Origin of the sequence: Pseudomonas sp. SED1 (assembly GCF_034044025.1) — a bacterium.
GTDB lineage: Bacteria > Pseudomonadota > Gammaproteobacteria > Pseudomonadales > Pseudomonadaceae > Aquipseudomonas.
The window spans coordinates 1-21407 of record NZ_JAXCIS010000189.1 but is presented as its reverse complement, the minus strand read 5'-3'; the positions used below and the strand labels follow the sequence as shown (position 1 = coordinate 21407).

Here is a 21407-nt window from a genome sequence, read left to right as displayed (position 1 = left end):
GATTTACTCCGCGCCCGCCGCCAATTGCTGCAACACCTTCATCACGCGCTCAGCATCGGCGCGGCCAACAAACAAGTGATCGTGGTAGTAGCCGGCAATCACGTTGCAACTGATCCCGGCTTTGCCCAAGGCGGTGGCGAACGCCGCGGTCAGGCCGACGGCTTCCAGGGCCGAATGCACATTCAGGGTGATCCACGCCGCTACGTATTCGAAGGCCAGTCCGGCGCGTTCGGCCTGCTGGCGCTCGACGATCAGCGTCAGGCCTTCTTGCTCGCGGAAGCTGCCGATTACTTCGCAACCTTCGGGGATGCGGCTGTCGGCCAGGGTGCAGAACACGTAGTCGCCGTCGTTGAGCTGTGGGCTCATGCTGCGCAGCAGGGTTGCCAGGGCGGTTTCGCCAGCCATGTGGAAGGTCCTTGAATAAGAAGAAGCGATGCTGGCTATTCTCCCGTCCAAGGCTGTATAAGAAAAACCAATATTGCTGATCGCTCATTAGGAAAACTGATGTTCGACTATAAATTGCTTTCCGCCCTGGCAGCGGTGGTGGAGCAGGCCGGTTTCGAACGGGGCGCCCAGGTGTTGGGAATCTCGCAATCGGCGATTTCCCAACGCATCAAGCTGCTGGAAGCGCGTATCGGCCAGCCCGTACTGGTGCGCGCCACGCCGCCGACGCCCACCGAGATTGGCCGCCGTTTGCTCAACCACGTGCAACAGGTGCGGCTGTTGGAGCGCGACCTGCAAAGCCAGGTGCCTGCGCTGGATGAAGAGGGCATGCCGGAGCGTCTGCGCATCGCCTTGAATGCCGACAGCCTCGCCACTTGGTGGGCCGAGGCCGTGAGTGACTTCTGCGCCGAGCAACACCTGCTGCTGGATTTAGTCGTAGAAGACCAGACCGTCGGCCTCAAACGCATGCGTGCCGGCGAAGTGGCGGCGTGTATCTGCGCCAGCGAACGCCCGGTGGCCGGTGCCCGCAGCCTGTTGCTCGGTGCCATGCGTTATCGGGCGCTGGCCAGCCCGGCGTTTGTCGCGCGGCACTTTCCCGATGGCGTACGCGCCGATCAACTGGCCCGCACCCCGGCGCTGGTGTTCGGCCCGGATGATTTTCTGCAGCATCGCTATCTGGCTTCCCTGGGTGTCGACGGTGGTTTCGAATACCATTTATGCCCGTCGTCCGAAGGTTTTATCCGTCTGACGGAAGCCGGATTGGGCTGGGGCCTGGTGCCCGAATTGCAGGTGCGCGACCAACTGGAAAGGGGCGTGCTGGTGGAGTTATTGCCAGATAAGCCGATCGATGTGCCGCTGTACTGGCATCATTGGCGCAGTGGTGGACAATTGCTGGGGTTGCTGACGGATCATCTGGCACACACAACGGGGCAATGGTTGGTGCCGTTGGCGTGATGGCCAGCGTCAAGGCAACAGCGATGAAAAACGAAAGAATGCGGAGTAAGTCATGAAAATTCTGGTCACCGGCGCAAGCGGCTTCATTGGCGGGCGTTTTGCGCGTTTCGCCCTGGAGCAGGGCCTGGACGTGCGGGTCAACGGGCGGCGGGCCGAAGGTGTGGAACACCTGGTACGGCGCGGCGCCGAGTTTATCCAGGGTGATTTGAATGATCCGGACCTGGTGCGCGAGCTGTGCCGCGACGTCGAGGCCGTGGTGCATTGCGCCGGGGCAGTGGGGCTGTGGGGGCGCTATCAGGATTTCCATCAGGGCAATGTGCTGGTCACCGAAAACGTGGTGGAGGCCTGCCTCAAGCAGCGGGTCGGGCGCCTGGTGCACCTGTCGTCGCCGTCGATCTACTTCGACGGGCGCGACCACTTGGGGTTGACCGAAGAACAAGTGCCCAAGCGCTTCAAGCATCCCTATGCGGCCACCAAATACCTGGCGGAACAAAAGGTGTTTGGCGCCCAGGAGTTCGGCCTCGAAGTGCTGGCCCTGCGCCCGCGTTTTGTCACCGGTGCCGGTGACATGAGTATCTTCCCGCGCCTGTTGAAGATGCAGCGCAAGAACCGCCTGGCGATTGTCGGTGACGGCCTGAACAAGGTGGATTTCACCAGCGTGCACAACCTCAATGAAGCCCTGCTCAGCGGGCTGCTGGCAACGGGTTCGGCGTTGGGCAAGGCCTACAATATCAGCAACGGGACGCCGGTTCCGGTGTGGGATGTGGTGAACTACGTGATGCGTCAAATGGACCTGCCCCAGGTCACCCGTTACCGCTCCTACGGCGTGTCCTACAGCGTTGCGGCGCTTAACGAGGCCTTCTGTGCGATGTGGCCGGGGCGGCCGGAACCGTCTTTGTCACGGCTGGGCATGCAGGTCATGAACAAAGATTTCACCCTCGACATCACCCGCGCACGGCATTATCTCGACTACCAGCCCAAGGTCAGCCTGTGGGCGGCCCTCGACGAGTTCTGCAGTTGGTGGAAGGCCCAGGACGCAGCACTTAAATAACCGGCAACACACCGGGAACCGAATTTGCGACCCAGGGTCGATCAGTGCGGCGGGTCGGGGGTTTATACTCCGGCGCTTGGCTATTCATATGCCACCTCAAAGGTTTGAAGGTTGATTCATGCGTAACGATGCTAACGACGACTTTGACAACGTTCCCAGCCTGCGGGCTGACACCTCGGACGACGATGATTTCGAGCCTACGCCGGCCACGTCCGTGCGTTCCCGGCCAACGCCTGTGGTCAAGGTCAAAAGCGCCAGTACCGGGCCGTTGTGGGCATTAGTCGGCGCGCTGCTGTTTGCCTTTGCCGGCCTTGCCTGGTGGAGCTTCCAGCAGATCTCCCTGATGGGCCAGCAATTGGTGGCCACCCAGGAAAGCTTCGCGCGTATCAGCGAGGAAGCGGCCGGGCGCCTTCAGGACATTTCCGGCAAGGTGGTGGCCAGCGAGGCCAGCGTGAACAACGGCAGTGAAGCCCTGAAACTGCAGATCAAGCAGCTGGAAACCCAACTGCTGGAGCAGGGCAAGCAGCAGTTGGGCGTGGCCGGCCAGGCCACTGACCTGGACAAGCGCCTGGAGCAAATGACTGCCAGCACCACCCAGCTGTCCAGTGCCAATGCGCAACTGCAAGGCCAGGTACAGGCCTTGACGGAGGCGGTGGCAACCCTCAAGTCCCGGGACAACGAGTTCAAGGAGCTGTCCGCCGACGTCGCGGCCCTGAAAAAGCAGGGCAACCCCACGGCCGCCATCGCCCGTCTGGAGCAGGACCTTGTGGTCCTCAAGAGCGAACTGGACAGCCGCGCAGCAGCCTCCGACGGCCCGTCCACCAAGGAGTTCGACGTGTTCCGCATCCAGACCACACGCAACGTCACTGCCTTGCAAAGCCAGGTGCAGAACCTGCAGCAACAGATCAACCAGCCGGCACGGATCACCCCTCTCGGGCAGCAATGATCTTGGGGCCCTGTAGGCTTCATACACATAGCTCCTACAGGGCCTAGCACAATCAATGTCACCATCCGGTGACATTTCCTACCTCCTTCGTTACTTGCCCTCGTCTCGCCCTTGTTTAGACTCCCGTCATCCCGCACATAATAAAAAGGGCTAATCATGACCACGCAACCACTGCCTGCCAGTAGTTGGCTGAACGCTCCTGCCCACCACGCCTGGCTTGCCGCTGAAGGCCAGCGCCTACTGTCATTCGCCAAGGCTTCCAAGCTGCCTGAAGGCTTCGGCAACCTCGACGATCACGGCGTTTTGCCGCCCGATGCCGTCGCTGAAACCATGAACACCGCCCGCATGACCCACAGCTTCGCCATGGCCCATAGCCTGGGCCTGCCAGGTTATGCCGACCTGGTGGAACACGGGGTTGCGGCCCTCAGCGGCCCGCTGCGCGATGCCCGGCACGGCGGCTGGTTTGCCACGCCCAATGCCCGCGATGGCAACACCGGCAAGGCCGCCTACCTGCACGCCTTTGTGGCCCTGGCTGCCAGCTCCGCAGTAGTGGCCGGCGCGCCCGGCGCACAAACCTTGCTCAACGACGCGACCCACATCATCGACCAGTATTTCTGGAGCGAAGAGGAGGGCGCGATGCTCGAGTCCTTTGCCCAGGACTGGAGCGGTGTAGAAGCCTACCGCGGCGCCAACAGCAACATGCACGCCACCGAAGCCTTCCTGGCCCTGGCCGATGTCACCGGTGAAACCCGTTGGCTGGACCGCGCGCTACGCATCGTCGAACGGATTATTCATACCCATGCGGCGGAAAACCGGGACATGGTGATCGAGCATTTCGACAGCCACTGGCAACCCTTGCGCGGTTACAACGAAGACAACCCGGCCGATGGTTTTCGCCCCTACGGCATCACCCCCGGCCACGGCTTTGAATGGGCGCGGCTGGTGCTGCACCTTGAGGCCGCACGCCTGGATGCCGGGCTCGTCACGCCTGAGTGGTTGTTGACCGACGTCAAAGGCCTGTTCGCCAGTGCCTGCGAATATGCCTGGGCCGTCGACGGCGCCCCCGGCATTGTCTACACCCTCGACTGGAGCCAGCGCCCCGTGGTGCGCGAGCGCCTGCACTGGACCCATTGCGAAGCCAGCGCCGCTGCCCAGGCGCTGCTCAAGCGCACGGGTGAGCTGCATTACGAAATCTGGTACCGGCGCTTCTGGGAGTTCTGTGAAAGCCATTTCATTGACCGCACCCATGGCAGCTGGCACCACGAACTGAGCCCGAAAAACCAGCCCGGCAGCAAGATCTGGGGCGGTAAACCGGACCTGTATCACGCCTGGCAGTCTGTCTTGCTGCCGGGTCTACCCTTGGCACCGAGCATGGCCAGTGCCGTGGCCGCCGGGCGTTATGTCACCAAGTGGTGACATTTTGGCGTCCCTTTGTTACCTGCACCTAAAAATCCCTGTTTAAACTCGTTTGCAGCGCAAGCACCGACTTGCATGCATAACAACAAGAAAAAAGGTACTCAGATGAAAGCGATCAGTCGCCTCGCCGTTGCTATTTCCGTTGCCTCGTTGTTTCCCCTCAGTGCTTTTGCCGCCGACTCGAAAGGGACGGTTGAAGTTGTGCATTGGTGGACCTCGGGTGGCGAGAAAGCGGCAGTAGATGTCCTGAAGGCTCAAGTTGAAAAAGACGGTTTCACCTGGAAAGACGGTGCCGTTGCCGGCGGTGGTGGTTCGACTGCCATGACCGTACTGAAAAGCCGCGCCGTTGCTGGCAACCCGCCAGGCATGGCCCAGATCAAAGGCCCCGACATCCAGGAATGGGCGTCCACCGGGCTGCTCGACACCGACGTCCTGAAGGCTCCTGCCAAAGAAGAGAAGTGGGACAGCCTGCTGGACAAGAAAGTCTCCGATACCGTGAAGTACGAAGGTGACTACGTCGCCGTGCCGGTGAACATCCACCGTGTCAACTGGCTGTGGATCAACCCGGAAGTCTTCAAGAAAGCCGGTATCACCAAGAACCCGACCACCCTCGAAGAATTCTACGCAGCGGGCGACAAGCTCAAGGCCGCGGGCTTCATTCCGCTCGCCCACGGTGGCCAGCCTTGGCAGGACAGCACCGTTTTCGAAGCGGTCGTGCTCTCGGTCATGGGGGCTGACGGTTACAAGAAAGCCCTGGTCGACCTGGACGAAAAAGCCCTGACCGGCCCTGAAATGATCAAGTCCCTGACCGAGCTGAAGAAAGTCGCGACCTACATGGACGCCGACGGCAAAGGCCAGGACTGGAACCTGGAAGCCGCCAAAGTCATCAACGGCAAGGCCGGCATGCAGATCATGGGTGACTGGGCCAAGAGTGAATGGACCGCCGCCAAGAAAGTCGCCGGCAAAGACTACGAGTGCGTAGCCTTCCCGGGCACCGACAAGGCGTTCACCTACAACATCGACTCCCTGGCGGTGTTCAAGCAGAAAGACAAAGGCACTGCTGCTGGCCAGCAGGACATCGCCAAAGTCGTGTTGAGCGAAAACTTCCAGAAAGTCTTCAGCATCAACAAGGGCTCGATCCCGGTTCGTATCGACATGTTGAAAGACATGGGCAAATACGGCTTCGACTCCTGCGCCCAGACCGCTGCCAAGGACTTCCTGGCAGACGCCCAGACTGGCGGCCTGCAACCGAGCATGGCGCACAACATGGCGACCACGCTGGCCGTACAAGGCGCGTTCTTTGACGTCGTCACCAACTACATCAACAACCCGTCCGCTGATCCGGCAACCACCGCGAAGCAACTGTACAGCGCGGTCAAGTCGGCCAAGTAACGGTTAGTACTGAATGGTCTTGTGGGGGGACCCCTAACCCCCACAAGGCATGTTCCTGTAGTCCTTTTTCCCTGTACTGGATTTTCCCATGAGTTCTGTTGCTGTGTTCAGCAAAGCCTCGCCGTTCGATGCACTGCAGCGCTGGCTACCCAAACTGGTGTTGGCGCCGAGCATGTTCATCGTTCTGGTGGGCTTCTATGGCTACATCCTGTGGACGTTCGTTCTGTCGTTCACTAACTCGACGTTCCTGCCGACCTACAAGTTCGTAGGCCTGGCTCAATATGCGCGCTTGTTCGACAACGACCGTTGGTGGGTGGCGAGCAAGAACCTTGCGGTGTTCGGTGGCATGTTCATCGGCATCACCTTGGTAATCGGCGTTACCCTGGCGATTTTTCTCGACCAGAAAATCCGTCGTGAAGGCTTCATTCGCACCATTTACCTGTACCCGATGGCGCTCTCTATGATCGTTACTGGTACTGCCTGGAAATGGCTGCTCAACCCGGGCATGGGCCTGGACAAATTGCTGCGAGACTGGGGCTGGGAAGGCTTTCGCCTGGACTGGCTGATCGACCCGGACCGTGTGGTGTACTGCCTGGTGATCGCCGCTGTATGGCAAGCCTCGGGCTTCATCATGGCGATGTTCCTCGCCGGCCTGCGCGGTGTTGATCAATCGATCATCCGCGCCGCGCAGATCGACGGCGCGAGCATGCCGCGCATTTACTGGAAAGTGGTGCTGCCAAGCCTGCGTCCGGTGTTCTTCAGTGCGGTGATGATCCTGGCGCACATCGCGATCAAGAGTTTCGACCTGGTGGCGGCAATGACCGCGGGTGGTCCGGGTTATTCCTCCGACCTGCCGGCGATGTTCATGTACTCCTTCACCTTCAGCCGCGGCCAGATGGGCATGGGTTCGGCCAGTGCGATTCTGATGCTCGGTGCGATTCTCGCAATCATCGTGCCTTACCTGTACTCCGAGCTAAGGACCAAGCGTAATGACTAGTCTCGCCGGCAAACCTGCCATCAGCCTGAGCCGCGTCGCGATCTACGCGGTGCTGATCCTCGCTGTCCTGCTGTACCTGGTGCCGTTGGTGGTCATGTTGCTGACCAGCTTCAAGACCCCGGAAGACATCAGCACCGGCAACCTGCTGAGCTGGCCCACCGTGGTCACCGGCATTGGCTGGGTGAAAGCCTGGGCCACGGTTGACGGTTACTTCTGGAACTCGATCAAGATCACCGTTCCGGCGGTACTGATCTCTACCGGCATCGGCGCGTTGAACGGCTACGTGCTGTCGATGTGGCGGTTCCGCGGTTCGCAGTTGTTCTTCGGCCTGTTGCTGTTCGGCTGCTTCCTGCCGTTCCAGACGGTGCTGCTGCCAGCCTCGTTCACCCTCGGCAAGATGGGCCTGGCCAGTACCACCACGGGCCTGGTGTTCGTGCACATCGTCTACGGCCTGGCCTTTACGACACTGTTCTTCCGTAACTACTACGTCAGCATTCCCGATGCACTGGTGAAGGCGGCACGCCTGGATGGCGCGGGGTTCTTCACGATCTTCCGGCTGATCATCCTGCCGATGTCGACACCGATCATCATGGTGTGCCTGATCTGGCAGTTCACGCAGATCTGGAACGACTTCCTGTTCGGCGTGGTGTTCTCCAGCGGTGATTCGCAGCCCATCACGGTGGCGCTGAACAACCTGGTCAACACCAGCACCGGGGTCAAGGAATATAACGTTGATATGGCGGCGGCGATGATCGCCGGGCTGCCGACCCTGCTGGTCTATGTGGTCGCAGGCAAGTATTTCGTGCGCGGCCTGACGGCCGGCGCGGTCAAGGGGTAATCATGGCAACGCTTGAACTTCGTAACGTAAACAAGACCTACGGTACCGGCTTGCCGGACACCCTGAAGAACATCGAACTGTCGATCAAGGAAGGTGAGTTCCTGATCCTGGTCGGGCCTTCGGGTTGCGGTAAATCGACCTTGATGAACTGCATTGCCGGCCTGGAAAACATCACCGGTGGCGCGATCATGATCGGCGACCAGGACGTCAGCGGCATGAGCCCCAAGGATCGCGACATCGCCATGGTGTTCCAGTCCTACGCGCTGTACCCGACCATGAGCGTGCGCGAGAACATCGAGTTCGGCCTGAAAATCCGCAAGATGCCCCAGGCGGCGATCGACGAAGAAGTGGCGCGAGTGGCCAAGCTGCTGCAGATCGAGCACCTGCTCAAACGCAAGCCGGGTCAGCTCTCCGGCGGCCAGCAACAGCGTGTGGCCATGGGCCGTGCATTGGCGCGTCGACCGAAGATCTACCTGTTCGACGAACCACTGTCCAACCTCGACGCCAAGCTGCGGGTCGAGATGCGTACCGAAATGAAGCTGATGCACCAGCGTCTGAAAACCACCACCGTCTACGTCACCCACGATCAGATCGAAGCGATGACCCTGGGCGACAAAGTGGCGGTGATGAAGGACGGCATCATCCAGCAGTTCGGCACGCCGAAAGAAATCTATAACGACCCGGCCAACCTGTTTGTGGCAAGCTTTATCGGTTCACCACCGATGAACTTCATTCCACTGCGCCTGCAACGCAAGGACGGCCGCCTGGTGGCGCTGCTGGACAGCGGCCAGGCACGCTGTGAATTGCCGTTGAACATGAACGATGCGGGCCTGGAAGACCGCGAAGTGATCCTGGGCCTGCGCCCGGAGCAGATCGTGCTGGCCGCCGCCGAAGCCACTGGCGCGCCGACCATTCGCGCCGAGGTGCAAGTCACCGAGCCGACTGGTCCGGACACCCTGGTGTTCGTGCAAATCAATGACACCAAGGTCTGCTGCCGCCTGGCGCCCGATGTGGCACCGCAAGTGGGCGAGACCCTGACCTTGCAGTTCGACCCGGCCAAGGTGTTGCTGTTCGACGCCAAGACCGGCGAGCGCCTGGGCACTGCCACTTCGTTGCCGGCACAGGACCGTGCGGACAACGTTGCTCAATTCAAGGGACGCTGAAGTTTCAAATGATGTGTAGGGGCTTTTGTGAGAGTCCTGCTCTCACAAAGAAGTAAACCGCGTTAGATAAAAACAGTTAATAACAATAAAGACGAGGATGTAGGGATGAAAAAGCACCACAACAACACCCGGCTGATCTGCCAACTGTCAGCAGCAGCCGCCCTGGTACTGTCCGCCAATGCGATGGCGGACGACGCGTTCAGCGCCGATTCCAAGTGGATGACCGGCGATTGGGGCGGCGAGCGTACCAAACTGATCGAGCAAGGTATCGACATCAAGGCGGATTACGTCGGTGAAGTCGGTGGCAACCTCAGCGGTGGCTACAACAACGACAAAACTGCCCGTTACGCCGACCAGTTCGGTCTGGGCGTGGCATTGGACCTGCAAAAGCTGTGGGGCTGGGATAACACCCAGGCCAAGATCCAGCTGACCAATCGTAATGGCGCAAACATCTCCAACGACCGTATTGGTGACCCGCGTGCCGGCACCTTGAGTTCGTCTCAAGAAGTCGACGGCCGAGGCCACATGGTGCGTCTGACCCAGTTCTGGATTCAGCACCAGATGTTCGACAACAAGCTGGACGTGAAACTCGGTTACTTCGGTGAAGGCGAAGACTTCAACACCTTCCCGTGCGACTTCCAGAACCTGTCGTTCTGTGGCTCGCAGGTCGGTAACTATGTAAACACCTGGTACAACTGGCCAGTCAGCCAGGCGGCTATCCGCGTGAAGTACAACATCACGCCTGAGCTGTATGCGCAAATCGGTGCGTACAACCAGAACCCGTCGCAACTGGAGCACGGCAACGGCTTCAAACTCAGCGGCAGTGGCACCAAGGGCACCGTATTGCCGGTTGAATTGGTCTGGTCGCCGAAGGTCAATGGCCTGCCGGGCGAATACCGTGTGGGTTACTACAAGAGCACCGCCGACGCTACCGACGTACGTGAAGACGTCAACGGTAACGATGCTGGCACCACGGGCGCAGCCTTCCGCGTTCGCAGCAGCAAAAGCGGTTACTGGGGCGTTCTGCAACAGCAACTCACCACCCACAATGGCGATGCTTCCCGCGGCTTGAACATCGCGGCCAACGTCACCTTCCACGACAAAGACACCAACCTGGTCGACAACTACCAGTCGCTGATGCTTGTGTATAAAGGTCCATTCGACGCACGTACAAAAGATGACGTGGGTATCGGTGTATCCCGTATCCATGCCAACAGTGACGTGAAGAAAAACGCTGAGTTGCTCAACGCAGCGGGCGGTTTCACGGATTACGACCAGTCGGGTTACGCGCCGCTGCGTAACACTGAGTACAACGTCGAACTCAACTACGGCTTCCACGTCACCAACTGGCTGACCGTGCGTCCTAACCTGCAATACATCGCCAACCCAGGTGGTGTTAAGCAAGTCGACAACGCGGTAGTAGCGGGCCTGAAAATTCAGTCTACGTTCTAACGCTGTTGCGATAAGCTCCTTCTCTCTGTGCGCATTTTGCGGATAGCCATGGCTATCCGCTTTTTTTTGGGCAGCATTGTGAAGATATTCAGGACCGTGGCACATGCATGAGCATCCGCTGCAACGCTTTTTCATATCCCTGCGCGAGCGGCCGGTATTCGCCTGGGAGCGCTTCCAGATGCGCGATGTGCTGGTGATCGATCACCCGCTCTGCCAGGCGGTGCTCAGTCGCCAGGGCGCGCAATTGCTGCATTTTCAGCCCACGGGTCAGAAACCCTGGCTGTGGTGCGCGGCCAAGTGGCCGCAGGTCGGCGCCATTCGTGGCGGCGTGCCGGTGTGTTGGCCGTGGTATGGCCGCCATCCCAGCGAAAACGCCTGGCCGTCCCATGGCTGGGCACGGCTGATCGACTGGAAACTGCTGGACAGCAGCACCGACGACGACGGCGTGCGTTTGCACTGGCAATTGCAGCTATGCGATTGGCAAGTGGACCTGCACGCGCACCTGGGGGAAACCCTGGAATTGCGCCTGGCCACCGAGCACCAGGATGAACTGCCGTGCCAACTGAGCCATGCGTTGCACGCCTATTGGCGGATTGGCAACGTGGGTGAGGTAGCGCTGTCTGGGCTTGATGGAGCGCAGGGCTACGACCAGCTCAATCGCCAGGCGTGCCAGCAGGAAGGTGAGTTGCGGGTGGATGGCGGCTGTCAGCGGGTGTTCCAGCACGAGGGCGAATTGCACCTCAAGGACCACGCCTGGCAGCGTGAGTTGTGCATCGACACCGGCGAGAGTGCCGACACGGTGGTGTGGCATCCGGGGACCCGGCCGTTGCTGGGGGTGAGCTTCAATGAGGCGTCGGGGTTTGTGTGTGTGGAGTCGGCGATGGCTGCTGCGAGCCTGGCGCCGGGGGAGAGGGCGCATTTGAGTTTGCAGGCCAGGGCGGGGGCCTGATCCGGATGTTCCGGTGTTGCTGATGCCGCTTTCGCGAGCAAGCCCGCTCCCACATTCGACTGCATTCCAAAAGTGGAACTCGGTCTAATGTGGGAGCGGGCTTGCTCGCGAAGAGGCCGGCACAGCCACAGTAGATTTGGGCCTAGTTGAATTCATCCCCAACCGGATACCGGCTGTCGTTCAAACTCTCTTTGATCTTGCGCAAATGAGGCTGGAAATCCACCCCGCGACGCAAGGTCATGCCTGTCGCCAACACATCCAGCACCGTCAACTGAATGATCCGCGAGGTCATCGGCATGTAGATGTCGGTGTCCTCCGGCAACGGAATGTTCAGGCTCACCGTACTGGCCTTGGCCAGCGGCGAGTTCTCGGCGGTCACGCCCAGCACCGAGGCGCCGTTCTCCCGGGCAATTCGCGCCACTTCCACCAGCTCGCGAGTACGCCCGGTGTAGGAAATGATCACGAACAATTCCCCGGTGTGAGCCACCGAGGCAATCATCCGTTGCATCAACACATCAGCATGGGCCGTGACCGACAGGTTGAAACGGAAAAACTTGTGCAGGGCGTCCATGGCCACCGGCGCCGAAGCACCCAGGCCAAAGAAGTGGATCTGCCGGGCCTGGATCAGCAGGTCGACGGCCTTGCTGATCAGGTTCGGGTCCAGGGCCTGGCAGGCGCTGTCGAGGGACGCGATGGCACTGCCAAAGATCTTCTGGGTGTAGGCCTCGGGGTTATCATCGGCCTCCACCGCACGGCTGACATACGCCGCGCCACTGGCCAGACTTTGCGCCAGCTGCAATTTAAGTTCAGGGTAACCACTCACGCCGAACGAGCGGCAGAAGCGGTTCACTGTAGGTTCGCTGACCGAAGCGGCCTGGGCGAGGGCGGCGATAGAGAAGCGGGTCGCCTGCTGCGGGTTGAGCAGGATGACCTCGGCGACTTTACGTTCAGCCTTGTTCAGTTCTTCGAGGCGTTTCTGGATCTGTTCCAGTAGATTTCGCACGCGGTCCATTCATGTTTCCTTAGGGCGACGATGCAAATAAGGGTCGTCAACCAATCGACGAGCGGCCCTTTGCGGTGGCCTATCCTACTGAGGGTAGTTGAACACCACCACTCGGAATACGTTTTTCGGGAAAATGTTGTGGTTATTACTACATTTTTCCTTGAGTGATGCCTTAAAAAAAGGTATTTGTAGCTTAACTTGATAAAAGAACAAACATCATGCCTTCGATAACCGTAGAACCCTGCACCTTTGCCCTGTTTGGCGCCTTGGGTGATCTGGCGCTGCGCAAGTTATTTCCTGCCCTCTATCAACTTGATGGCGCGGGTCTCCTGCACGAAGACACGCGCATCCTGGCACTGGCCCGCGAGGCCGGTTCCGAGCAACAGCACCTGGCACACATCGAAAAAGAATTGCGTAGCTACGTTGGCAAGGAGCTGGACGAAACCGTCGCCCAGCGTTTCCTGGCACGCCTGACGTACCTGCACGTCGATTTCCTCAAGGCTGACGACTACGTCGCCCTGGCCGAAAAAGCCGGCACCGAACAACGCCTGATTGCCTACTTCGCCACCCCGGCGGCGGTGTACGGCGCAATCTGCGAGAACCTGTCCAAGGTTGGCCTGGCGGAAAACACCCGCGTGGTCCTGGAAAAACCCATCGGCTCGGACCTGGATTCGTCGCGCAAGGTCAACGACGCCGTGGCGCAGTTTTTCCCGGAAAACCGCACCTACCGCATCGACCACTACCTGGGCAAAGAAACCGTCCAGAACCTGATCGCCTTGCGTTTTGCCAACAGCCTGTTTGAAACCCAGTGGAACCAGAACTACATCTCCCACGTAGAAATCACCGTGGCCGAGCAGGTAGGCATCGAAGGTCGCTGGGGCTATTTCGACAAGGCCGGGCAACTGCGGGACATGATCCAGAATCACCTGCTGCAGCTGCTTTGCCTGATCGCCATGGACCCGCCGGCCGACCTGTCTGCCGACAGTATTCGTGACGAGAAGGTCAAGGTGCTCAAGGCCCTGGCGCCCATTAGCCCGGACGGCCTGACCACCCAGGTGGTGCGCGGCCAATACATCGCCGGCTACAGCGCCGGCAAGCCGGTGCCGGGTTACCTGGAAGAAGAGAACTCCAACACCCAGAGCGACACCGAAACCTTCGTCGCCCTGCGTGCCGATATTCGTAACTGGCGTTGGGCCGGGGTGCCGTTCTACCTGCGCACCGGCAAGCGCATGCCGCAAAAGCTGTCGCAGATTGTCATCCACTTCAAGGAACCGTCCCACTACATCTTCGCCCCCGAGCAGCGCTTGCAGATCAGCAACAAACTGATCATCCGCCTGCAGCCGGACGAAGGGATTTCCTTGCGCGTGATGACCAAGGAGCAGGGCCTGGACAAGGGCATGCAACTGCGCAGCGGGCCGCTGCAACTGAATTTTTCCGACACCTATCGCAGCGCACGGATTCCCGATGCCTACGAGCGGTTGTTACTTGAAGTCATGCGTGGCAACCAGAACCTGTTTGTGCGCAAAGATGAAATCGAAGCCGCGTGGAAGTGGTGTGACCAGTTGATCGCCGGGTGGAAAAAATCCGGTGATGCGCCCAAGCCGTATGCGGCGGGGTCCTGGGGGCCGATGAGCTCGATTGCACTGATCACGCGGGACGGGAGGTCTTGGTATGGCGATATCTGATTTGAAACTGCCTCAGGGCGTGACGGCCCATGAGTACCGCAACCCGGTGCTGCTGGCCGACGGTTTGGCCAATGATGTGGCCGAGCAACTGCGCACGGCCATCAGTGCCCGTGGCGAAGCGACCCTGGTAGTGTCCGGTGGCCGCAGCCCGGTGGCGTTCTTCCAGAACCTTGCCAAGCAAGGCCTGGACTGGTCCAAGGTGACCATCACCCTGGCCGACGAGCGTTGGGTGCCGGTAGAGCATGCCGACAGCAATGCTGGCCTGTTGAAGAAGTATTTACTGCAAGGCCCGGCGGCCAAGGCGAAGTTCCTGAGCCTGTACAGCGTTGCCGCCACCCTTGATGACGCTGCCGAGCAGGCCGATCGCCTGCTGGCCGAGTTGCCGGCGATTGACGTGCTGGTACTGGGCATGGGCGACGACGGCCACACCGCGTCGCTGTTCCCCAACAGCCCGAACCTGGCTGAAGCACTGAAGCCCGATGGCAGCCGTCGTTGCTGGCCGATGCTGGCCCCGACCGTACCGCACCAGCGCCTGACCATGAGTCGCGCGTTGCTGGCTACCGCCCACTACACCGTGCTGTCGATTTCCGGCAGTTCGAAATTGACCACCTTGAGCGCCGCGCTGGCCAGTGACGACGTTGCTGCCATGCCGATACGCGCGTTTTTGCAACCTACTTTAGAGATTTACTGGTGCCCATGAGCCAAGGATCAGCCGCGATGAACAGCCCTCAACCTACCGTTTCCATGGCGGACAAAGTTGCCTTGATCGACAGCCTCTGCGCCAAGGCGCGGATCCTGCCGGTGATCACCATTGCCCGTGAACAGGACATTCTGCCTTTGGCCGATGCCCTGGCTGCCGGTGGTTTGACCGCACTGGAAGTGACCCTGCGTTCGCAGTTCGGCCTCAAGGCCATCCAGGTGTTGCGCGAGCAACGTCCGGAGCTGTGCACCGGTGCCGGTACCGTGCTGGATCGCCAGATGCTCGAAGCCGCCGAAGTGGCCGGTTCACAGTTTATCGTCACCCCCGGGATCACCCGTGACCTGCTGGAAGCCTCGGTACACAGCTCGATTCCGCTGTTGCCGGGCATCAGCAATGCTTCCGGGATCATGGAAGGTTATGGCTTGGGTTATCGCCGCTTCAAACTGTTCCCGGCTGAGGTCAGCGGTGGCGTGGCGGCTATCAAGGCCTTGGGCGGCCCGTTTGGCGAAGTGAAATTCTGCCCGACTGGCGGTGTTGGCCCGGCCAACATCAAGAGCTACATGGCGTTGAAGAATGTGATGTGCGTGGGCGGCAGCTGGATGCTTGATCCTGAATGGGTCAAGAACGGCGACTGGGCACGCATCCAGGAAACCACCGCCGAGGCGCTGGCCCTGCTGGACTGATTGGATTTACCGAATCGTTGTTGCTGTGTTCTACGGCATTTTTGCGGCGCACTTGGTCGGTGTGCCGCTTTTTTTTGCCTGCTGAAAGGCCACCCCCCCTGTAGGAGCGAGCTTGCTCGCGAAAAACCCGAGAGCACCGCCGGGTGTCAGGTTTCCCGTGTCATCATTAACGACCTTCGCGAGCAAGCTCGCTCCTACAGTTAGTTCGCGCTCAGTTCGGTGATGGCTTTGATCAGCACATGAATGTCTGCCGCTGACGTCAAAAAGCCGGGTGTTACCCGAATACAACTGCCAAACGATGCCCCGCTGCGGGTCGTGGTAAACAGGTCATATTCCTTTAGCAGTCGGTCCGCCATCACCTGTTGATCTGGCTGATGAGTAAACTTGAACGAGGTAATCGCGCAATACAGCCGTGGATCATCCGGCGTCAGCACTTCAATCCCCGGCAACTGCCGCACCTCACTCACCCACAAATCTCGCAGGTAGTTGAGTCGGGCACCCTTGGCCTTTGAGCCACCCAACAAGCGATGTTCCTCGAACACCAGCGGCAAGGTCATCAGCGCCGGGAAGTTCGGCGTGCTGTACGGCGTACGTGCGCGCACGTCGGTGGCCGGGTAATGAAACTCCCCCATGTCCGGATCGATGTCTGCCAAGCGTTGCGGGTCGATGTAGATAAAGCCCAGGGTCAACGGCGCGCCAATCCACTTGTGCAGGTTGAAGCCGGCAAACGCGATGCCCAGTTGCGCCAGGTTGAATTCGATCTGCCCCAACGCATGGGCGCCATCCAGGATCACATCAATCCCGTGTTCCTTGGCCGCGCTGGCAATCGCTTCCACCGGCATCACCAGCCCGGTGCGGTGGGTGACGTAGGTCAGCGCGAGCAATTTCAGGCGCGGGTAGCGCGTGAAGGCTTCGCGATACGTCTGCACCAGGCTGTCGAAACTGGCCGGGTGCTCGTGGGCAATCTCGATCACCTCCACCCCGCGGTGATGCGCCAGCCAGCGCATGGCGCCCTTGACGGTGTCGTACTCCAGGTCGCTGATCAACACCTGGTCGCCGGGCTGCAAGCGGTTGTAGTTGCGAATCAGCGACTGCAACGCATCCGAGGCGCAGCGGGTGAGGGCGATGGCTTCAGGATCTGCGTCCATTAATTGCGCCAACTGATTACGAATCTCGACGTTTTCACCCTGCTCGAAACGCTGGCGCACATGGATCGAATTGCTGCGATTGATGAACGCTACGTTGTCCTGATACTGCTCCAGTACCGCGCGGCTCATGCGCCCGAAGTAACCGTTTTCGAGGTTGATCGGGCCGGGTTCCAGGTCGTAGCGCCGGGCGATTTCGTGCCAGTGTTGTTCGTCGCGGGTACTGTCCATGTGCGTGCTCTATTAATGACGAGGGGCGGGCTTGCCGTGTTTGGCGCGTAGGGGTTCCAGCAATTCGGATAAGCCGTTGTGGTCGATTTCCTGCATCAGGGCCAGCAACCCACCCAACTCACCGTGGGGAAAACCTTCACGGGCAAACCAGTTGAGGTAGGGGCCGGGCAGGTCGGCAATGATCCGGCCCTTGTACTTGCCGAAGGGCATTTCGCGGGTGATCAGCAATTCAAGTTTTTCAGGATTCATTGGGGCTTCAGGTATTTGAGTCGATGCCTTGGAAAATACAGGCATTCTGCATGGAGGCCAAATGACAGATCATGCAAATAAAGCGGATACAGATTTTTGGTTAATATTTAAGTTATTGAAAAATAACAATTAATTTGTTTTTCAAAAGCTGGCACGGGCGCTGCAATTACTAATGCACGTTTCTTAACCCGCGAAGGAATTGAAAAATGACTGATATCAATAAAGAATCGATCTCCGTACTCAACGACCTGATCGAGACCAGCAAAGACGGCCAGGAAGGCTTCAAGACCTGCGCAGAAGACATCAAGCACCCAGAGCTCAAAGCCCTGTTTGCCAAACGTTCCGTTGATTGCGCCACCGCCGCTGCCGAACTGCAGACGGCTGTCAAAGCCTTGGGCGGCGATCCGGAAAAATCCGGCAGTGTTGCCGGTGCCTTGCACCGTGGCTGGGTCGACGTGAAGTCGATGGTTACCGGTAAAGATGAAGAAGCAGTGCTGAACGAAGCCGAGCGCGGTGAAGACCACGCACTGAAGGCTTATAAAGAAGCGATCGAGAAGATCAACAAGCACAACCTGCTGGGCATTCGTGACCTGGTGGAGCGTCAGTTCCACGGCGCACAACGCAACCACGACCAGGTGAAAGCCCTGCGTAACCAGGCGCGCGCTCAGTCTTGAGCCCCACCTGAATAAAAAAATCCCCGCAGATGCGGGGATTTTTTATGGGCGATGGTTCAGCCGATGCTGATGGCCGGCAGTTCGGTCAAGGTCACCGTCTGCTGCTTGCGCGGCGCGAGGATCTCGGCTTCACCGTCCACCACCAGCTCGTCGCGCTGGTTGAACACGCGAGTGGCGATGCGCACACGAAACTTCGGCAGCTTCTCCAGGATTTCCAGACGCACGGTCAGGGTGTCGCCGATTTTGACCGGCTTCTGGAAGGTCATTTGCTGGCCGATGTAGATCGTGCCGGGCCCAGGCAGTTCACACGCCACCGCCGCGCTGATCAGGGCGCCGCTGAACATGCCGTGGGCAATGCGCTCCTTGAACATGGTCGCCTTGGCGAATTCGGCGTCCAGGTGCACCGGGTTGTGGTCGCCGGACATCGCCGCGAACAGCTGGATATCGCGCTCCTCGACGGTCTTGCTGTAGCTGGCGGTCTGGCCGACTTCGAGGGCTTCGTAAGGCGTGTTGGTAACCTGGGTCATCAGATGGTGCATCCTGTGGCTAATCGATAATCTTAATGTATTGATTTTAAACGAAAAATCATTCGCAGCGAGTAGGGCGGCGCAGCACTGCAGCCTGGGCCAGCCACGTCAGCACATCGGCTGTGACCGCATCACGGTTGGTTTCGTTGAATAATTCGTGGCGCGCCTGCGGGTAAATGCTCAGCTCCAGGTTCTGGCAGCCGGCTTCGCGCAAAGCGTTGGCCAGACTTTTGAGACGCTTGCCTTCACTGACCGGATCACATTCGCCGCCCATTATCAGGATCGGCAGGCCCGGATCGATCTGAGCGAGATTGGACGCTTTGCTGATTTGCTGCAAGCCGCCCAGCAGGTCGATCCATAGCTGGTTGGTGCAACGAAAGCCACAGAGCGGGTCGCTGACGTACTTGTCGACCTCGGCCGGGTCACGGCTGAGCCAGTCGAAAGCGGTCCGATTGGGTTTAAACGCTTTGTTGAACGATCCAAATGACAGGAAATCGATCAGCGCGCTGCGTCCCCGCAAACCCTGGCGCAAGCGTTCGCCATGAGCAATCACCTTGGCCGCGCCGTACAACGCCACCGGCTGGAAATTCGAGCCGCTGAGAATCGCCCCGTTGAGGCTGGCGCTGTGGTGCAGCAGATACGCCTGGGCGATGTAGCTGCCCATGCTGTGGCCCAGCAGGATGATCGGCACGCCCGGCGCCTGCTGGCCGATGTGTTGGTTCAGGCTCGCCAGGTCGCCCACCACTTTATTCCAGCCGTCTTTCTCGGCGAACAACCCCAGCGTGCCCTCGTCGGCGGTACGCCCGTGGCCGCGCTGGTCGGGGGCATACAGGCCGTAACCGGCGTCACACAACGCCTGGGCGAGGCGCCCATAGCGGCCACTGTGCTCGGCCATGCCGTGGGCCAGCATCATCAGCGCCTTGGGCGGCCCGTCGGGTAGCCATTGGTTGACGTACACCCGACTGCGGTCATTCGCGGTCAGCCAGAAAGTGGTGTGGTTCATGGCGCTTCCTTTGCTCAGGGTCGTTGCAGTGTATCGCTCATCAGCTTCGGGCCGGTGGATCAGCGCTGGCCTTAGCGGGGAGATTCACACAATCAATGACGCATCTTGTTGTATTTGCCTGATTGACCATAGCTGCTAACGTCCCCAAAGCTCCGCTTTCATCGCAATCAAAAGCGGCCGGACCACTCAGGTAAGAGGACAAGAATAATGCAACCTGATTTCTGGAATGACAAACGCGCGGCCGGGGTTCCCAACGAGATCGACTTGAGCGCCTACAAGTCGGTGATCGAAGTCTTCGAGCGTTCCTGCAAGACTTTTGCCGACCGTCCGGCGTTCAGCAACATGGGAGTCACCCTGACCTACGCCGAGCTGGATCGGCGCAGCGCAGCGTTCGCCGGCTACCTGCAAGTGCACACCGACCTCAAGCCGGGTGACCGCATTGCGGTGCAGATGCCCAACGTCCTGCACTATCCGATTGCCGTGTTCGGCGCCCTGCGCGCCGGGCTGATCGTGGTCAATACCAATCCCCTGTACACCCCGCGGGAAATGCGCCATCAGTTCAAGGACGCCTGGATTCGTGCATTGGTGTACTTGAACCTTTTCGGTTCGCGGGTTGAAGAAGTCAGTAAAGACACCGAGATCGAGTACCTGATCGAAGCGAAGATGGGCGATTTCATGCCTGCGGCCAAGGGCTGGCTGATCAACACCGTGGTCGACAAGGTCAAGAAGATGGTCCCGGCCTACAACCTGCCCCAGGCCATCTCCTTCAAGCGTGCCCTGCACATGGGCGCCGGCCAGGCGCTCATCCGCCACCCGGTGACCCTCGACGACATCGCCGTGCTGCAATACACCGGCGGCACCACCGGCCTGGCCAAGGGCGCCATGCTCACCCACGGCAACCTGGTAGCCAACATGCAGCAAGTGCGGGCGTGCATGTCGCAACTGGGGGACGACGGGCATCCGCTGATCAAGGAAGGGCAGGAGGTGATGGTCGCGCCTTTGCCGCTGTACCATATCTATGCCTTCACCGCGAATTGCATGTGCATGATGGTGTCGGGCAACCACAACGTGCTGATCACCAATCCCCGGGACATCGGCGGCTTTATCAAGGAGCTGAAGAAGTGGCGCTTCACCGGGCTGCTGGGGCTCAACACGCTGTTTGTGGCGTTGATGGATCACCCGGACTTCAAGAGCCTGGATTTTTCCCACCTCAAACTCACCAACTCCGGCGGCACCGCGCTGGTCAAGGCCACGGCGGAGCGCTGGCAGCAACTGACCGGCTGCGCGATTGGCGAAGGGTATGGCCTTACTGAAACCTCGCCGGTGGCCAGCACCAACCCCTATGGCGGCAAATCGAAGCTGGGCACCGTAGGCATTCCGGTACCGGGCACGGCGATGAAGGTCATCGACGATAACGGCGTGGAGTTGCCGCTGGGCGAGCGGGGCGAGTTGTGCATCAAGGGCCCGCAAGTGATGAAGGGCTATTGGCAGCAACCGGTGGCGACCGCCGAGACCCTGGACGCTGAGGGCTGGCTCAAGACCGGCGATATCGCGGTGATCGACCCGGACGGCTTTGTGCGCATCGTTGATCGCAAAAAGGATTTGATCATCGTCTCGGGCTTCAACGTGTACCCCAACGAGATCGAAGACGTGGTGATGGCACACCCGGCAGTGGCCAGCTGCGCGGTGATCGGCGTCCCGGACGAGCGTACCGGGGAGGCGGTGAAGCTGTTTGTGGTGGCCCGTGCCCAGGGCGTGAGCCTTGAAGAACTGAAGACTTACTGCAAGGCCAACTTCACCGGCTACAAGGTGCCCAAGCACATTGTGTTGCGTGAGTCGTTGCCGATGACGCCGGTGGGCAAGATCTTGCGCAGGGAATTGCGCGACATAGCCTGATTTGAAATA

21 protein-coding genes are annotated in these 21407 nt (G+C 59.8%); 15 read left to right on the top strand and 6 right to left on the bottom strand.

All coding sequences use genetic code 11. From position 1 onward, the window contains the following. Positions 1-3 precede the first annotated feature (3 nt). Entirely contained in the window at positions 4-405 is a 402-nt protein-coding gene (locus tag SNL23_RS24520) for an ACT domain-containing protein (RefSeq protein WP_318303871.1), read from the bottom strand. A gap of 99 nt (positions 406-504) precedes the next feature. Between SNL23_RS24520 and SNL23_RS24515 the strand changes: the two genes are divergently transcribed. The 10 genes from SNL23_RS24515 to SNL23_RS24470 all read left to right on the top strand — a co-directional run bounded on the left by SNL23_RS24515 (position 505) and on the right by SNL23_RS24470 (position 11602). Beyond that, entirely contained in the window at positions 505-1398 is an 894-nt protein-coding gene (locus SNL23_RS24515; protein WP_318303870.1) for a LysR family transcriptional regulator ArgP, read from the top strand. 52 nt (positions 1399-1450) lie between these two features. After that, the gene (locus SNL23_RS24510) at positions 1451-2449 is read left to right on the top strand and encodes an NAD-dependent epimerase/dehydratase family protein (protein ID WP_076015863.1); all 999 of its coding nucleotides are present in this window, start codon (positions 1451-1453) and stop codon (positions 2447-2449) included. Between the two features lie 118 nt (positions 2450-2567). Beyond that, complete coding sequence (locus tag SNL23_RS24505) at positions 2568-3395, top strand: ATPase (protein WP_167665477.1); 828 nt, start codon at positions 2568-2570, stop codon at positions 3393-3395. Positions 3396-3551: 156 nt separating this feature from the next. After that, positions 3552-4811, top strand: a complete 1260-nt coding sequence (locus tag SNL23_RS24500; protein ID WP_318303867.1) for a D-mannose isomerase — start codon at positions 3552-3554, stop codon at positions 4809-4811. A gap of 105 nt (positions 4812-4916) precedes the next feature. Then, positions 4917-6203: an ABC transporter substrate-binding protein gene (locus SNL23_RS24495; RefSeq protein ID WP_076015890.1), complete on the top strand. Its 1287-nt coding sequence runs from the start codon at positions 4917-4919 to the stop codon at positions 6201-6203. Between the two features lie 88 nt (positions 6204-6291). Then, entirely contained in the window at positions 6292-7200 is a 909-nt protein-coding gene (locus tag SNL23_RS24490; RefSeq protein WP_010169866.1) for a carbohydrate ABC transporter permease, read from the top strand. Beyond that, positions 7193-8038, top strand: a complete 846-nt coding sequence (locus SNL23_RS24485) for a carbohydrate ABC transporter permease (protein WP_076015860.1) — start codon at positions 7193-7195, stop codon at positions 8036-8038. Before SNL23_RS24490 ends, SNL23_RS24485 begins: the two co-directional genes overlap by 8 nt. Positions 8039-8040: 2 nt before the next feature. Beyond that, positions 8041-9201, top strand: a complete 1161-nt coding sequence (locus tag SNL23_RS24480; protein ID WP_318303866.1) for an ABC transporter ATP-binding protein — start codon at positions 8041-8043, stop codon at positions 9199-9201. Between the two features lie 105 nt (positions 9202-9306). Beyond that, positions 9307-10653, top strand: a complete 1347-nt coding sequence (locus SNL23_RS24475; RefSeq protein ID WP_063027703.1) for a carbohydrate porin — start codon at positions 9307-9309, stop codon at positions 10651-10653. A 103-nt stretch (positions 10654-10756) separates the two neighbouring features. Next, positions 10757-11602, top strand: a complete 846-nt coding sequence (locus tag SNL23_RS24470) for a D-hexose-6-phosphate mutarotase (RefSeq protein WP_318303865.1) — start codon at positions 10757-10759, stop codon at positions 11600-11602. Between the two features lie 142 nt (positions 11603-11744). Here SNL23_RS24470 and SNL23_RS24465 read toward each other — a convergent pair whose 3' ends face one another. Further along, positions 11745-12605, bottom strand: a complete 861-nt coding sequence (locus tag SNL23_RS24465; protein ID WP_173406104.1) for a MurR/RpiR family transcriptional regulator — start codon at positions 12603-12605, stop codon at positions 11745-11747. Between the two features lie 218 nt (positions 12606-12823). Between SNL23_RS24465 and zwf the strand changes: the two genes are divergently transcribed. From zwf to SNL23_RS24450, 3 genes are read left to right on the top strand one after another with little or no spacing between them, the layout of a single operon-like run. Further along, positions 12824-14290, top strand: coding sequence for a glucose-6-phosphate dehydrogenase (zwf, locus tag SNL23_RS24460; protein ID WP_076015857.1), 1467 nt, complete (start codon positions 12824-12826; stop codon positions 14288-14290). Then, complete coding sequence (gene pgl, locus SNL23_RS24455) at positions 14277-14990, top strand: 6-phosphogluconolactonase (protein ID WP_318303864.1); 714 nt, start codon at positions 14277-14279, stop codon at positions 14988-14990. The genes zwf and pgl overlap by 14 nt, the downstream gene beginning before the upstream one ends. 17 nt (positions 14991-15007) lie before the next feature. Next, positions 15008-15673, top strand: a complete 666-nt coding sequence (locus tag SNL23_RS24450) for a bifunctional 4-hydroxy-2-oxoglutarate aldolase/2-dehydro-3-deoxy-phosphogluconate aldolase (RefSeq protein WP_076015855.1) — start codon at positions 15008-15010, stop codon at positions 15671-15673. A 200-nt stretch (positions 15674-15873) separates the two neighbouring features. Here the strand turns inward: SNL23_RS24450 and SNL23_RS24440 are convergent, their stop codons facing one another. Continuing rightward, on the bottom strand, positions 15874-17049 hold the full coding sequence (locus tag SNL23_RS24440) for an aminotransferase class V-fold PLP-dependent enzyme (RefSeq protein ID WP_318303863.1): 1176 nt from the start codon (positions 17047-17049) through the stop codon (positions 15874-15876). A gap of 12 nt (positions 17050-17061) precedes the next feature. Next, positions 17062-17298 (bottom strand): DUF3820 family protein, encoded by a 237-nt coding sequence (locus SNL23_RS24435; protein ID WP_003213031.1) that lies wholly within the window; start codon positions 17296-17298, stop codon positions 17062-17064. Positions 17299-17504: 206 nt separating this feature from the next. Between SNL23_RS24435 and SNL23_RS24430 the strand changes: the two genes are divergently transcribed. Then, complete coding sequence (locus SNL23_RS24430) at positions 17505-17972, top strand: ferritin-like domain-containing protein (RefSeq protein ID WP_076015853.1); 468 nt, start codon at positions 17505-17507, stop codon at positions 17970-17972. A gap of 56 nt (positions 17973-18028) precedes the next feature. Here SNL23_RS24430 and SNL23_RS24425 read toward each other — a convergent pair whose 3' ends face one another. Both SNL23_RS24425 and SNL23_RS24420 read right to left on the bottom strand, forming a co-directional pair. Further along, positions 18029-18499 carry a MaoC family dehydratase gene (locus SNL23_RS24425; RefSeq protein ID WP_003213034.1) on the bottom strand — a complete coding sequence of 157 codons (471 nt, stop codon included), beginning with the start codon at positions 18497-18499 and terminating at the stop codon, positions 18029-18031. Between the two features lie 58 nt (positions 18500-18557). After that, positions 18558-19502: an alpha/beta hydrolase gene (locus tag SNL23_RS24420; RefSeq protein WP_076015852.1), complete on the bottom strand. Its 945-nt coding sequence runs from the start codon at positions 19500-19502 to the stop codon at positions 18558-18560. A 207-nt stretch (positions 19503-19709) separates the two neighbouring features. On the opposite strand from SNL23_RS24420, the gene fadD2 reads away from it, so the two are divergent. After that, positions 19710-21398 carry a long-chain-fatty-acid--CoA ligase FadD2 gene (gene fadD2, locus SNL23_RS24415; protein ID WP_318303862.1) on the top strand — a complete coding sequence of 563 codons (1689 nt, stop codon included), beginning with the start codon at positions 19710-19712 and terminating at the stop codon, positions 21396-21398. Positions 21399-21407 lie beyond the last annotated feature (9 nt).